The organism is Psychrobacter sp. UBA6739, assembly GCF_002453835.1.
GTDB classification, from domain to species: Bacteria; Pseudomonadota; Gammaproteobacteria; order Pseudomonadales; family Moraxellaceae; genus Psychrobacter; species Psychrobacter immobilis_A.
Genome location: NZ_DKHR01000025.1, coordinates 38,156 through 53,707 on the forward strand (window position 1 = coordinate 38,156; position 15,552 = coordinate 53,707).

Annotated in this window: 12 protein-coding genes and 1 pseudogene; 6 read left to right on the top strand and 7 right to left on the bottom strand. The window is 40.6% G+C overall.

Going from position 1 to position 15,552, the window contains the following annotated elements:
• Positions 1-9: 9 nt before the first annotated feature.
• On the top strand, positions 10-1,710 hold the full coding sequence (locus B2575_RS06340) for an AMP-binding protein (protein WP_296240609.1): 1,701 nt from the start codon (positions 10-12) through the stop codon (positions 1,708-1,710).
• 126 nt (positions 1,711-1,836) lie between these two features.
• On the opposite strand, the gene B2575_RS06345 is transcribed toward B2575_RS06340, so the two are convergent.
• From B2575_RS06345 to sohB, 5 genes are all read right to left on the bottom strand, one after another.
• Positions 1,837-2,706 carry an SDR family oxidoreductase gene (locus B2575_RS06345; protein WP_296240611.1) on the bottom strand — a complete coding sequence of 290 codons (870 nt, stop codon included), beginning with the start codon at positions 2,704-2,706 and terminating at the stop codon, positions 1,837-1,839.
• 227 nt (positions 2,707-2,933) lie between these two features.
• Complete coding sequence (locus tag B2575_RS06350) at positions 2,934-3,686, bottom strand: histidine phosphatase family protein (RefSeq protein ID WP_296240613.1); 753 nt, start codon at positions 3,684-3,686, stop codon at positions 2,934-2,936.
• 68 nt (positions 3,687-3,754) lie between these two features.
• Positions 3,755-5,044, bottom strand: a complete 1,290-nt coding sequence (locus B2575_RS06355; protein WP_296240614.1) for a phosphotransferase family protein — start codon at positions 5,042-5,044, stop codon at positions 3,755-3,757.
• 152 nt (positions 5,045-5,196) lie between these two features.
• Positions 5,197-6,447: an acyl-CoA dehydrogenase family protein gene (locus B2575_RS06360; protein WP_296240627.1), complete on the bottom strand. Its 1,251-nt coding sequence runs from the start codon at positions 6,445-6,447 to the stop codon at positions 5,197-5,199.
• 245 nt (positions 6,448-6,692) lie between these two features.
• Positions 6,693-7,673 carry a protease SohB gene (gene sohB / locus B2575_RS06365; protein ID WP_296240615.1) on the bottom strand — a complete coding sequence of 327 codons (981 nt, stop codon included), beginning with the start codon at positions 7,671-7,673 and terminating at the stop codon, positions 6,693-6,695.
• A gap of 368 nt (positions 7,674-8,041) precedes the next feature.
• Here sohB and aspS point away from each other — a divergent pair, with 368 nt between their 5' ends.
• The 5 genes and pseudogenes from aspS (at position 8,042) to B2575_RS06390 (ending at position 13,559) form a co-directional block, all read left to right on the top strand.
• Positions 8,042-9,868, top strand: coding sequence for an aspartate--tRNA ligase (gene aspS, locus B2575_RS06370; protein WP_296240629.1), 1,827 nt, complete (start codon positions 8,042-8,044; stop codon positions 9,866-9,868).
• 67 nt (positions 9,869-9,935) lie between these two features.
• Entirely contained in the window at positions 9,936-10,895 is a 960-nt protein-coding gene (locus B2575_RS06375) for a lysophospholipid acyltransferase family protein (RefSeq protein ID WP_296240617.1), read from the top strand.
• 373 nt (positions 10,896-11,268) lie between these two features.
• Positions 11,269-11,985, top strand: coding sequence for a glycosyltransferase (locus B2575_RS06380; protein WP_372860760.1), 717 nt, complete (start codon positions 11,269-11,271; stop codon positions 11,983-11,985).
• Positions 11,986-11,987: 2 nt separating this feature from the next.
• Positions 11,988-12,857, top strand: a complete 870-nt coding sequence (locus B2575_RS06385) for a WlaTC/HtrL family glycosyltransferase (protein ID WP_045454946.1) — start codon at positions 11,988-11,990, stop codon at positions 12,855-12,857.
• A gap of 46 nt (positions 12,858-12,903) precedes the next feature.
• A pseudogene (locus B2575_RS06390) lies at positions 12,904-13,559 on the top strand (IS1595 family transposase).
• 21 nt (positions 13,560-13,580) lie between these two features.
• Here the strand turns inward: B2575_RS06390 and B2575_RS06395 are convergent.
• Both B2575_RS06395 and B2575_RS06400 read right to left on the bottom strand, forming a co-directional pair.
• Positions 13,581-14,558, bottom strand: a complete 978-nt coding sequence (locus B2575_RS06395; RefSeq protein WP_087815257.1) for a capsular polysaccharide synthesis protein — start codon at positions 14,556-14,558, stop codon at positions 13,581-13,583.
• A 3-nt stretch (positions 14,559-14,561) separates the two neighbouring features.
• Entirely contained in the window at positions 14,562-15,524 is a 963-nt protein-coding gene (locus B2575_RS06400; protein ID WP_087815254.1) for a glycosyltransferase family 2 protein, read from the bottom strand.
• Between the last annotated feature and the right edge of the window lie 28 nt (positions 15,525-15,552).

Below are 15,552 nucleotides of genomic sequence, written 5' to 3' on the forward strand. Positions count from 1 at the left end.
ACGCTAAGTATGACAGTAGATAAGCCTTGGCTGGCGCAATATCCAGAAAACGTACCCAAGACCATTAATCCTGATCAATATGAGAGCCTCATAGAGCTGTATGAGGAATGTTTCAATCGTTTTCGTATGCATCCTATGACTATTTGTATGGGTGTCACTCATACTTATGGTGATGTGGATAAAGCCTCACTTGCCGTTGCTGCATGGTTACAAGCGCAAGGCATTCCTAAAGGCAGTGTGGTTGCACTGATGATGCCAAACGTGCCGCAATATCTGCCAACGATGATTGGTATTTTGCGAGCGGGCTACGTTTGCACTCCAGTTAACCCACTTTACACTGGTCGTGAGCTGCGCCATCAATTAAATGATTCTGGTGCTCAGGTTATTTTTGTGGTTGATAACTTTGCTCAAGCACTTGAACAAGTCATTGAAGAAACCGACATCAAGCGTATTGTCCTCTCGAAAATGGGCGATATGATGGGGCTAAAGGGTATTTTGGGTAATACGGTTATCCGTCAGGTCAAACGCTTAGTGCCTAAATACAACCTGAATGACCCTAAATACGATGTGACCAAGTTTCCTGATGTGCTGAAGAAAGGCAAAAACTTGCCTATCCAATCACCAAAAACCACACTGCAGCAAAAAGCAATTTTGCAATATACTGGTGGAACGACTGGTTTGTCGAAAGGCGCTGTTTTGACTCAGCGTAACGTTGTCGCCGCTGCGATGCAGTCAGAAGCTTGGTACCGCCCTATCACCTCAGATATTAATGAAGTCTATATCAATATGGTCATGGCGTTACCGCTTTATCATATTTTTGCCTTTATGCTGACCCTGTTAGGCATGCGATCGGGTTACACCTTTATCTTGATTCCTAACCCACGCGATATGCCGGGCTTTGTTAAAACGCTATCAAAACAGCCGTTCCATATATTGCCAGCAGTGAATACTTTGTTTAAAGGCTTACTTGACCAACCAACCTTTAAAGACTTGGACTTTAGCTCACTACGCATCTCACAAGCAGGTGGTATGGCAGCAACTGAACAAACAGCTGCTCGCTGGTTAGAAGTCACTGGTTGCCCGATGGTCGAAGGTTGGGGGATGACTGAAGGGGTTGCAGCTGGTACGGCTAACGTCATCACTGATCGCAAATTTAATGGTACGATTGGTATACCAGTCCCTAGCGTAGATATTATTGTTGTTGATGATGAAGGTAATCGTGTCGGCTTACATCAAGCTGGCGAGATGTGTATTAAAGGCCCAAACATCACTTCAGGCTATTTTAATAAAGACAATAGCAATGACTTTACCAGCGATGGTTACTTCCGTACTGGCGATATCATCAGTATGGATGAACAAGGCTATATCACTTTACTTGATCGTAAAAAAGATATGATTTTGGTTTCAGGCTTTAACGTCTTCCCAAATGAGATCGAGTCAGTCATGCTAGATTATAAAGGCATCATTGATTGCGCAGTGATCGGTATTCCTGATGACCACCAAGGCGAAGCAGTCAAAATTTATATTGTCCCTGCTGATAACAATGTTACCAAGAGTGATATTAAAGAGTTTGCTTTGGACAATTTGACTGGTTATAAATGCCCACGTCATATCGAATTCGTGAGCGAGTTGCCAAAGAGTAATGTGGGTAAAATATTGCGTCAAAAGCTACGTGAAAAGCATATGTCCGATAATCCTCAAACCCTGTAGTGCATAGATTTTAGATTTTTAAAAAGAAGGCAATAAAAAACCCTCAACCTTAATGCTGAGGGTTTTTTATTGTCTTCTTTTTGACTTCATTGCTGTTGATGCCAAAGCAATAAAGTCAACTAGTTACTAATTGACTTTATTGACCACTTGCAATGGCAAATGCTTCATTGCTTGACCGACGATAGACCACGGTAGACTTGGTACACAAGCTTCATCGACTCCAGCCTCAATCGCTGCAACGATGGATTTGGTGCCCGTATCTGCATCCACTTCAAACGGTAGTGGTTTGGCATTTTCATTAATTTCAGTACGGATATAACCTGGATAAATGGTCGAGACTTTAATGGGCAATTTGGTTAATAACATATCAGCACGAATGCCTTCTGCCAGATGAGCCAGACCTGCCTTACTTGCGCCATAAGCGGTCAAATGTTTAGGCAGTCCACGCATTGCTGACATGCTTGATATCACCACCAGATGACCGCTGTTTTGTGCGCGGAATATATTCATCGCCGCTTCACATTGCGCGAGCGCAGAGACAAAGTTAATCTCAACGGTGCGTCGGTTGGTATCGAAGCGCCCTTTACCAATACGGCGACTATCCCCGACGCCCGCATTGACCACCACACGATCGATATGACCAAAGTCAGTTGCGAACGCATCAAATACATCGAATATGGCATCATAGTCGCTGACATCTAATGCTCGATATTCAACACGAATATCAGGATACGCTGCCATCAACTCTGCTTGTAGACTTCCTAGACGGTCGGTACGACGCGCGCAAATCGCTAAATTATAGCCAAGCTTGGCAAACAATCTTGCCATGCCTTCGCCCAGTCCTGAGCTGGCACCCGTGATTAATACTGTTTTACCACGACCAATCTGCTGCTTACTTAAATCTTTTAGATAGCGCGCAGGCTGAATCGCGCTAAATAGCTGATTTTTACTTTGTTTAGCGCTTTTGGTGACTAAATTGATCAATTTATTTTGCATAGAACGTCCTGTTTACATCCATATTATATGAAGCTGACAGTCTATAATATCGCAAATTGATAAGTGCGGCTTGTCTGTTATAAAAATACACAAAAAGTACTCAACAGTTATCATAACTGATTCTAATAACATAAAAATCGGCTACGTGTCTAGAGCAGCCATTTTATCCTGATGTTAATCACGGCTTAATTATGACCTTGATATCTCACCGGCTATCACATGCTATGTTATCGCCACGTCACGAAGCGTTTGCCATCAGCAAATAAGTGACTGTATTCATTTAAAGACAATAGCCGTGTACTCTGCGCTTTTAAAGTAATAGACGTCACGCCCGTATTAACTAAGCTTTTATTAATTTGATACGCAGTCTGACTGCCTTGTTGTAATAACTGCGCGGTAATAGCCGAAATAATGCCGCCCGAAGTAAACACCAGCACCGTACTATCACGCTCTAAATTCAGATTAGCCACTTGCAAACGCACTTGCTCAAGCGCTTGTTTTGCCCGCTCATTAAATTGTGACCAGCTCTCAATATAATCAATGTCATTGTCACCTGCATGCCAGCGCTGCATCGCAGCATCAAATAACTCCGCCAAACGCATAGATGGCACTTCTGCTTGCGCAATCTCAGCCGCAATAGCACCTTTACTCATGAAAGCAGGATTAGACTTTATAAACACGTCTTTATGATTAAATTCATCAAATTGTGGCAGTACATAGCTATCCGGCGCACTTATATCGATCGCAGGCTTACTAGAGATATCGCTATCAAAAAATGACTGATAACGCTGCCAAAAATGATGTGCAGAGTCTTGCTGCCTAACCAAACTACCAGTAAAAATCGCATCGATTCGACGCTGAGTCGTCGCGTAATGCTGACCTAGCATCTGCGCTTGCTTGCCACCCAGCTCTGAGAGTTGATCGTAATTCTCTTGTCCAAATGACGCTTGACCATGACGGGCCAAAAGTATGGTTGTCATAAAATATTGCCTTATTAATCGCACTCTTATAATTTTTAAACGCCATAGATTTTTAATTTTTAATTTGCTTACTCTTCAGCTTTAGGTGCGCTTTGTCCAAAATAGCTCTTTGGCAAAATACCTTTAATCACAACCTGTATAGGACTTGGCAACTGCTCAATCATCGCAGCATCAATACCTATATCTTGCAAATGCGGCTGTACTCGGTTAGTAAACAAAATCTCACCTTCATATTGAGCAATCAGTTTAAGACATTTGGCATGTAATACGTGCACAATAATCCAAAAATTTTTAAAGGCTGGATTGGTCGTTTGTTTATGATAGTAGCGATAATAAATTTGCTGAACGATACCCGCTAGACGGAACAGACCAAACACTTCATAAAACGTCCAGTTGTCTATCTCTAGACCTGTCTGCTCAAGATAATAAGCAACCACCTCATCGCGAGTCATCATGCCTTTTAAATGGGTGGGCTGACGGCGTGACTGCTGCATAATTATGTTGTCATCTTCTTCAATCCAATACGCCAATGCGCTGCCCAAATCCATCAAAGGATCGCCCAAGGTCGCCATTTCCCAGTCGAGTACGCCGATCACCTTGGTCGGATCTGCTGCATTCAAAATTACATTATCAAAGCGCCAATCGTTATGAATGAGGCAAGTCTTACTGTCAGCAGGCGTATGCTTACCGAGCCATTGACGGACTAAGGCAAAACTTGGGACGTTAGGTGTTTTGGCTTTGACATAACGCTTGTCCCAGCCAGTTACTTGACGCTCGCAATAACCTTCACCGCGTCCAAGATGGACCAAATCAGGATGCGCTTTATAATCGACTTGATGCAATTCAATCAAAGCATCAATAACATTGGTACATAATGCACGCGTTTGCTCTTCATTTAAATCGATACCTTTTGGCAAATTGGCACGAGGAATGATACCTTCCATACGCTCCATGACATAAAAGTCTGCACCGATGACGGACTCATCCGTACATAGCGCGACCATTTTAGGTACATAAGGATAAGCATCTTCTAAGGATTTTTGAACCGTGTATTCGCGCACCATGTCATGTGCTGATTTTGCTTTGGTGCCTTTTGGTGGACGGCGTAAAATTAAATCTTGGCTTTTACTTTCAGCGTTACCTTCGCCTTCATATTGCAAACGATAGGTCCAGTTTGAGGCACCACCTGAAAATTGAGTAACGGTAGGCTCGCCTTCTATATCGACGCCTTGAGCACGTAGCCACGAGCTGACCGCTTTGGCGTCGAGCTCTTCGCCCTCACGAACCTCGCCGCCTTTATCTAAGATTTTATTAGCTACTTCTTTAATGGTAGTTTTGCTTTGATTAGCAGTTGCCATATGACATTCCTTATCGTGTGGTCAGTTATTTTTATCAGTGAGTATAGGGATAAAAATTCACTATTAACGGTGTAATAGTGAATTGCAATGAGAAATTAATTCAAGCAAATGCTCATTTAAATCAATTTCTATAAGTTTATGAATAACTAAACTTAGGATTTACCAGATTTAGAAGGACGAATAAAACCCTGACGCTTTAATTCTAACTTAGCAATCATCGTTTTATGCACTTCATCAGGACCATCGGCTAAACGTAGCGCTCGAGCTTGGGCAAAGAATGCAGGTAGCATCGTATCTTGGCAAACGCCCATGCCACCATGAATCTGAATTGCCATATCGACCACTTCTTGTAGCACGGTTGGTGCAACCACTTTAATAGCAGAGATTTCAGTCAATGCTGCTTTTGTGCCTTGCGCATCCATTTTTTGCGCTGCATATAAAGTCAACAAACGTGCTTGATCGATTTTAATACGCGCCTCAGCGATACGCTCAAAATTACCACCCAGTTGTAATAATGGCTTACCAAAAGCGGTACGTTCCATACCGCGCTTAACCGCCAGCTCTAGCGACTTTTCGGCAGCGCCAATACAGCGCATGCAATGGTGAATACGACCTGGTCCTAGGCGACCTTGTGCAATCTCAAAGCCCATACCCGCTCCACCGATAAAATGACTGACGGGCACACGTACGTTATCAAAGCTGACTTCACCATGGCCATGCGGCGCATCATAATCGCCAAAGACTTTGAGCATACGCTCGATGTTGACACCCGCTGTCTTTGCTGGGACCAATACCATCGAATGTTGATGATGACGGTCTTTATTATCATCAGGCGTATATGCCATTACAATCAAAATATCGACCGCAGGGTCACCCAGACCTGATGACCACCATTTACTGCCATTGATAATAATCTCATCGCCATCAACCACAGCTGTCGCTTGCATATTGGTGGCATCACTGGAGGCGACATCAGGCTCAGTCATACAAAATACCGAACGCGTTCTACCTTCTAAGATTGGCGTTAGCCATTTGTCTTGCTGCTCCTCTGAACCATAGCGCCATAAAAGCTCCATATTGCCGCTATCGGGGGCATTACAGTTAAACACATAAGGCGCTAATAAACTGCGTCCAGTGAGCTCGGCAATCGGTGCATAATCGGTCACCGACAGCCCTGCCCCTAGCGTGTCATCTGGTAAAAATAAATTCCATAGACCGGCTTCGCGTGCTTGTTTACGCAAACTCTCGTATTTTTCTGGCCATTGCCAATTTTTCCAATTACCGTCTGGGTTTTGCGCATGACAATCCGCCCAAAACTGTGCTTCTATTGGCTCAATATGGGTTTCGATAAATGCTTTGACTTTGGCATGCATGGCTTGACCATGTTCGGTGGCGGTAAACATCAATGTATTTTCAGACATAGCTGGCATCCTTTTCCTTGCTGATGGTTAATGATTTTCATCACGTTCACATAAAACTTTTATAAAAAGCCCAATACTAATCTTATAGTGTACGTGCGTATACTCTGTTCTGTATGCCACATTTATAACACAGCATTTATGAATAAACAGCAAAAAGGCGCGACCCGCTAGGACACGCCTTTTACAAAATACAAACAATGCATCTATTTAGAGTGGAAAACTGAAAACTACCTTAGGATATTTAAACGGCTATTAAAATCAAAACGTGCTAGCGCATCTGGCAGCTTGTCAATCGCCATATTCACCGTTGCTTCGGCAGCTTGTGACAATCCCAACTTCTCGGCGAGCGTTGGCTTTTGACGGGAATGCAGCGCATAGACTTCATTGTCTTCCATACGCTCTAAAATATAACTGTCTGAGGTTTGCAGACTGTCAATTAAATTTAATTTTAGTGCATCTTCGCCATACCAATGCTCGCCTGTTGCTACTTTAGCAACATCCAATGCTGGACGATAGGTGTTAACGAAATGTTTGAATAACTCATGCGTTTGCTCAAGCTCTTCTTGGTATTTGGCACGGTCGTCAGCGTCATTTTCACCAAACATAGTGACAGTACGTTTATAGTCACCAGCGGTAAACATCTCATAATCGACGTCATGATTTTTTAGCCATTTATGAAAGTTTGGCAACTGTGATACCACACCGATTGAGCCAATAATAGCAAATGGCGCAGCCACTACATTATCCGCCACACAAGCCATCATATAACCACCACTGGCCGCGACTTTATCGACACAGACTGTTAGTTTTAAACCAGCCTCTTTTAGACGTGCCAATTGCGCTGCTGCCAAACCATAACCATGAACCAAGCCGCCACCTGATTCAAGACGTACCACGACTTCATCGCCTTTATTTGCGCTGCTGATTAATGTGCTGATTTCTTCGCGTAAATGCTTGACTGCCGTGGCTTTGATATCACCGTCAAAGTCGAGAACGAAAACTTGTGATTTATTATCACTGTTTTTTTTCTTATTTTTGCTTTTTGCCTTCAATGCTTGCTTGGCTTTTTTAGCCATTACTTTTTTGAATTGCTTAAGCGCGGCTTTACCTTGAGTTGCCTCCATTAAGTCTTCACGGCGTTGTTCTTGGCTTTTATTTAGATGAACAACTTGTAGCTCAACAGGGTTCTTAGCAGGGTGAAAAAGCATAAGTAGCATTCCTTACATGATTAGAATAATTTTAATAAGATTTTATAAGTGAGCCTGATATGTGCACAGTGGCTGATATTTTCAAGCAAAATGACAATATTTAACCCAATGCAAATGTTACTGAATAAATACGCCCATTACTGATACTTTCCTACGCTTTGATTGGACGCCACTGGTTGTATAACAAGGGCAGATTAGGCATAATATGCGTTTACACCAAATTTTCTGTAGCCAACGTGATGACCATTTGTCTTAATCGCGGTGTTTGTGCGTTTTTAGCGGATAGCTTAAATCGTACAGCAATGGCTGCATTATTGTATTTCGAATTGGGCTGACAACTGGATAATTATATTATGACGCAAAGCACTATGACGCATAGCGAATATCGAGACGAATATTGCGGAGCCGTAACCGAAAGCTTCATCGATCAAACCATTAGTATCGTAGGCTGGGTACATCGTCGTCGCGATCACGGTGGCGTGATTTTTTTAGACATGCGTGACCGCGCTGGTATCTTGCAGGTCGTCGTTGACCCTGATACGCCAGAAGCCTTTGCAATGGCTGATGCGGTACGTCCTGAATATGTGTTAAAAATCACTGGTCGCGTACGTCAACGCTACGCGGGTACTGAAAACAATAATATGACCAGTGGTCAGATTGAGCTGTTGGGCAAAGAAATTGAAGTATTGGCAAAATCTGAAACACCGCCTTTCCCATTAAATGATGAGAAAACCACGGTATCAGAAGACTTGCGTTTGAAATACCGCTATCTTGATATGCGTCGTCCGCAAATGCAAGAGCGTATGGTTTTCCGTGCTAAAGCCACGTCAGCCATTCGTCGTTACTTAGATGACCATGGTTTCTTAGACGTTGAGACCCCTATCTTGACTCGTGCAACGCCAGAAGGCGCGCGTGATTATCTTGTGCCATCACGCACACGCCCAGGTAACTTTTTCGCATTGCCACAATCACCACAACTATTTAAACAGTTATTGATGGTGTCAGGTTTTGATCGTTATTATCAAATCGCTAAATGTTTCCGTGACGAAGACTTACGTGCTGACCGTCAGCCTGAATTTACCCAAGTGGATATTGAGACTTCTTTCTTAAACGAAGAAGAAATCATGAACATCAACGAAGGTTTGATTAAGCATTTATTCAAAACCATGATGGATGTTGAGTTTGAGCAATTCCCACGCATGACTTACGCTGAAGCAATGCGTGACTATGCCTCAGACAAGCCTGACTTACGTATTCCATTAAAGCTCATCGACGTTGCTGATTTAATGAAAGACGTTGATTTTAAAGTATTTGCCGGTCCTGCTAACGATCCTAAAGGGCGTGTTGCTGCGCTACGCATCCCGGGCGGCGCGTCATTAAGCCGTAAGCAAATCGATGCTTATACCAAATTCGTTGGCATTTATGGTGCACGTGGTTTGGCTTATATCAAAGTCAACGATGCGAGCAATATCAACAACGGCGTTGACCAAGAATCTGGTCTTCAGTCTCCTATCATCAAAAATATGACCGATGACGTATTGGTAAGCTTGATTGAGCGTACTGGTGCAGAAAGCAACGATATTATTTTCTTTGGTGCGGATAAAGCCAGTGTCGTCAATGACGCAATCGGCGCACTACGTCAAAAAATTGGTTTAGACCTTGAGATGACTACTTGTCAGTGGGCGCCACTTTGGGTCACTGATTTCCCAATGTTTGAGCAAACGGACGATGGTCGTTGGACGTCAATGCATCACCCGTTTACTAAACCTAAAGGTTCTGTTGATGAATTGAAAAACAACCCAGAATCTGCCCTCTCTATCGCTTATGATATGGTATTGAACGGTACAGAAGTTGGCGGTGGTAGCTTACGTATCAATACCTTTGATATGCAGCAAGCGGTACTTGATGCTTTAGGTATCGGCGAGCAAGAAGCTCAAGACAAGTTTGGCTTCTTACTTGATGCATTAAAATTCGGTGCGCCTCCGCATGGTGGCTTGGCCTTTGGTTTGGATCGTCTGATTATGCTTATGGTAGGCGCTGACTCTATCCGTGATGTTATCGCTTTCCCAAAAACCAAAACTGCTGAATGCCCACTAACTCAAGCACCTGCTGAAGTCGATAGCAAACAGCTACGTGATCTTGGTATCCGTGTGCGCGAAAAAGCACAGGCTGACACCAACAAACCTGCGCAATAAATGGTCTAACGATGTCCGGATATTTTTTTCAGTACTTATTACGTGATTCATCACCGTGTGAATGGTTATGAATCCGTATCACATTTTTAAAATCGTGCCATTGTCTGTCTTGCAGATACTGGCACGTTTTGTTGCGTGGGTGATTATCAAGATACCCAATTTGAGTATCATGCGTACAGTCAGTATCAATATGGCGTTAATTGCGCCTAAGCTGACTGATGTACAAAAACAAGTAGTAACCAAAGAGATTATTTATCACCAGTGTTTGACCAGTATTGAATCGATCAAAAGCTGGGCCATGCCACCTGAGTGGAGTATTGCTCAGATTCGCGACGTTCATAATAAAGACATTTTATTAGAAGGACTTGCGAGTGCCAACGGCATGCTCGCTATCGTGCCGCATCTCGGTACATGGGAGATGATGAACGCTTGGCTCAATCAGTTTGGTTCCCCAACCATTATGTACAAACCTGTTAAAGGTGACATTACCAACAACTTTGTGCTGCAAGGGCGTTCAAGGCTTAATGCGACCTTAGTACCAACCGATGGTAGCGGTGTCAAAGCCATATTTAAAACCCTCAAACAAGGTGGCTTTAGTATCGTCTTACCCGATCATGTTCCTGATCCTTCGGGCGGCGTGGTTGTGCCCTTTTTTGGTATTAAAACGCTAACCAGTACGCTTGCTTCTAAACTTGCTAGTAAAACCAGATGTGCCTTGGTCGGCTTATCTTGTATTCGCCGTGACGATGGTCGTGGATTTGACATCTATTGTTATAAGCTTGATGATCCAGCACTTTATGATCGTCATGCCGAGACCGCCGCTTATGCACTTAACCAAGCCATGCAACAGATGATTGAAGAAAAATGTAGTCACTATATGTGGGGCTATCGACGTTTCAAACATATTCCCACATTAGGGAATCCTTACAACGTTGATGAAGAAACTTTGGCCAAATTCATTTGTGACAACAAGCGGGCTGATCAAAACGTTCATGATACAACCACGCGCGCTGACAATGAGCAATAACCTTACAATTAGCCAAACGTTTAGAGATATCGTGAATCCTAGCTGTGATAGTATTGGCTGACTTTTGTACCCTTAGACGTTACTAAGGCGTGTTCTCATTTCAATCGATCGTCCTATAAATGGATTAAAGATGGCTAAATTTTGCCAAATAGCGTCAAATAGTCAGTCAATAGCTCAATATTGTCTGCGCTATTTTTTCATTTGACGGCAATTTATCTCATTTTTATCACCATGTTAAAAATGAGAACACGCCCTAAATATTTTTTATTTATATTAATATGAGTGCATTATGGCAACTGACGTAACCAATACTTCATCGACAGACCACACGCATGCACGCAGTAGCACTGCTGAGCAGCGTTATGTTATCTGTATGAAATGGGGTGACAAATACGGCGCTGAGTACGTCAACCGTCTTTATAATATGGTCAGTCGCCATTTGACTTTAGACTTCCAAATGATCTGCCTCACTGATGATAGCAGCGGTATCGACCCTGCTGTGACTTGCCATCCTATTCCAGAGATGGATTTGCCTGCTGGACCTGAGCGTGGTTGGAAAAAACTCACGACTTTCAAACCTGAACTATATGGTCTCAAGGGTGTGGCTTTATTTTTAGATATCGACATTGTTATTGTTGACAACATAGATGCCTTTTTTACCTATCAAGCTCAGCACAAAGACAGCGTGGTGATTATCCGTGATTGGAAAAAACCGTGGCGAATGATTGGTAATAGCTCTGTTTATCGTTTCAATATTGGCATGAACACCTATCCTGATTTGCTCGCAAACTTTGAGCGTAACTTTGCCACCATTCGTACCCAAGTGCGCCATGAGCAGGCTTATCTGTCTAACTATTTACGTGAGCATCATCATTTGGAGTATTGGGATAAAACGTGGTGTGTCAGCTTCAAGTACCAATGCATCGCCCCTATTCCCTTTAACTTTGTGCGCGCACCTACTCTGCCGGATGGCGCAAAGATTGTCATCTTTCATGGTGAGATTAATCCGCCAGATGCCATCAATGGTAGCGGCGGCAAGTGGTATCGTCATGTTAAGCCAAGCCCTTGGCTAAAAGATTATTGGCGGTAGTAATGGATAATTCAATATCAACAACTGAAAAGTCAATCACAATTGTTACTGCCTATTTTGATATTGGTAGAGGTGATTGGTCCACTGAAAAAGGACACCCTTCTCATCTACTTAGGGATAATCAAACATACCTATCATATTTTGAGAACTTAGCAAAACTCGATAATGAAATGGTTGTATTTACCTTTGAGGAAATGAAGCCTTATATCAGAAAATTAAGAGGTAACAAACCAACCAAGATCATCATTATTGATTTAGAAAAAAAGTTTAGAAACTTACTAGATGAAATTAAATCGATAATTAACAGCAATAATTTCAAGAGTAAAATACCCGATAAACACAAGCTCAACCCTGAGTATTGGTCTGAAAAGTATGTCCTAGTAACTAATCTAAAAACTTACTTTGTAAACAAAGCTATTGAAGATTTTAACTTGTCTAATGATCTGGTTGCTTGGGTAGACTTCGGATATTGTAGAGATAATACTACTCTGCTAGGTATTAATAATTGGTACTACCCTTTTGATGACTTACATGTTCATTTTTTCACATTAACAAAAGACAAGTTTTTTTTATTTTTTAACAATCCCAACTTCCCTCATACAAAAAACAAAGTTTTATCTGCTATTTTAAATAATAGAGCAGTTATCATAGGTGGCGTAACAGTAGCTAATCAAAATATTTGGAGAGAGTTCTTTAATGTTGTAAAAAATTGTCAAGAAGAATTATTTCAAAAAAACATTGTGGACGATGATCAAGGTGTTTATTTAATGTGTCATCTTAAGCAACCCAATCTATTTAAATTTCACTATCTTGGTAGAAATAGCAATGGTGAGCAAAATTGGTTTGGAACCATGCAAAAATTTCATGCTTAATTTATTTAGAGGCTGTAGTAGATAAGCACTATGCTAGACTACTTTTATGAAGATAACCCGTTGTAAACTAAGTAAAAAAGTACAGCGAAGGCTCTTAGAGTTTTCACGGCTGAAGTGACTGCAAGAACAGCCGCAGATTTGCTCGACATTCAACCTAACACTGCTGCACTTTTTTATCATAAAATTAGACTTGTAATAGACGACCATCTCTCATTAGAAGCTGATGAGCTCTTTTAGGTGTAAGTCAAATTAGATGAAAGTTACTTTGGCGGCGTACGTAAAGGCAAAAGAGGTCGCGGGGCTGCTGGTAAGACAGCTGTATTTGGTATACTAAAACGAAATGGTAAGGTTTATACCATTGTCGTAGCAGACACCAAACAAAGCACATTAATGCCTGTCATCAAGCGTAAAATCAAGCCTGACAGCTTTGTTTATACTGATAGTTATCGAAGTTACAATGCGTTAGATGTGAGCGAGTTTAAACATTTCAGAGTCAATCACTCTAAAGAGTTTACTTGCGGTAAAAACAATCACATCAATGGCATTGAGAACTTTTGGAATCAGTCTAAAAGAACACTCAGAAAATATAATGGGATCGATAAGAAGAACTTCCATTTATTTTTAAAAGAGTGCGAGTTTAGATTCAACTATGGATCACCGTCTACTCAGCTTAAAACGCTGAGAAAATGGTGTGATATTTAATCCTTATCTACTACAGCCCCTTTATTTATATATATATCTATTTTTTAGATAGCCATAATAGGTTTGTTTTTCGAAATACTCTTCCTTGAAAGCCTCATGAATAGTCAACTTATGAATACTAGCTTGTGAAACTATTTTTTTGTATTCGTCTTCATTAAATTGCTTTTTTATCTCAGATTGTAATAAATGTGGAAAAGTATCATCAATAACAGGAAATTCAAAATCTATAATTTTTGACTCCTTTAATTCATTAATCATTACTTGAAAGAAAAAGTAATACTCAATTTTACTTTCATTTTCCCAATAATAAAGCAGCAAGTCAACCAAGGTCTTTGTAATCATTGAGTTTGGCTTAGAAAACATAATACTACTAAGATGTTTTACTTTAAATTCATCTCTCCAATTAAAGTAAAAATGTGTATCATTTGTACCCCAATTTTTATTAAGAGAGTTAGGATCACGGCTATACATAAAAAAATTACAGTTTGCATATTCCTTGGGTAGCCTATCTGTTAATAAAACGGAAGCATCTAGCCAAACCCCACCATAGATTGACAACAATGCAACACGCAGCAAATCAGAAAAGAATACTGGTCTAAAAACTCCATTTTTACGTTTTTCATCAACAAACTCTGGAAGCTTTATATATTCATTTATGTTTTCATCAGTAATTCTGATAACCTGATAATCGTGAGCATGACTGTCTACTGAAGAAAAACATATTTCCACCATTTCCGGTAAATTTTCTAATCCCTGTCCCCAATATTGCCAAATAATTTTTTTGCCTACCAGTTCTTTTTTGATTGGTGGAGTATCATACTTTTCTATTTTTTTGTCAGCGTATTGATCAAGAACCATCCTCCAGTAAGAGGCTACTTTTTCTTGCTTAATTTTATCATCATACTGATAATTCCAGCGCTTCCTTACATTTCTAGGCACTAGGCCATTATAGAAAACCTTAAAGGGCTTATTACGGATAACGTTAAAGATCTTTTGCATGGTCTACATACCTTTCAGAATTTTGTCTAATTTGGAACGTTTAATATTCAGAGTTATTCTTTGATGTATTCGCAGCTCTTTATTAGCAACAAGATAAAGCTCTGAGAAGTACTTATTGTATTGAGCATAGGTGTCTTTTAACAAATCTTCCTGATGGTTTTTAGCGATTTTATTTAACAGCCCTATATAACGTTTATATACTTTATACAGCAAATAATGATAGCCATCTTTTTCACCATCTCTCTGATAGTTTTCAACGCGATAAGTGAAAGCATATAAATAATCATCTACGTATTTTTTGTCGATATTCTTTAAAATAGACCCTTCACGCTCACGATACTTTATTACAGGCTGTTTTAAATAGCTATATTGAAAACTCTTTAATGAGATATCAGTCATATACAAAATATCTTCAAAATTCAATCCTTCTTTAAACCTTATGTCTTGTATTATCTGTCTTCTAAAAACCTTATTCCAAACATGATTACTATTATTTTCAATAATATTATCTAAGAAGCTATTGCTCTTATTGATATAATTTTTATTAGACGTGCCTATAAACCCTTTTTTATTTACCTCTTTTTTTCCTCGTAATGATACATAATCGGCACATAGCACATCCGAGTTCAATTTTTCTATTTGAGACATGACAGATTTATAAGCACCTTCGTACATAACATCATCAGAGTCAATAAACCAGATATACTCTGTTTGGCCCATATCGAAAAGCGCATTGCGTGTGTCTGACAAACCTCTATTATAAGGCGCATCGAAGATTTGCACTTGAGGGTAATTTTCAAAACGCTTGATAATAGCTGCACTATTATCTGTCGAAGCATCGTTCATTATTAAAATAGATGCTCTAGTATCGATTTGAGTGAGTATTGATTCTATACACTCTTCTACATAATCCGCTACATTATAAACAGGTATTAAAATACCAATTGTTAGATCTTCTTTATTCATACAACACTCACATTAAAAACTTTATAAT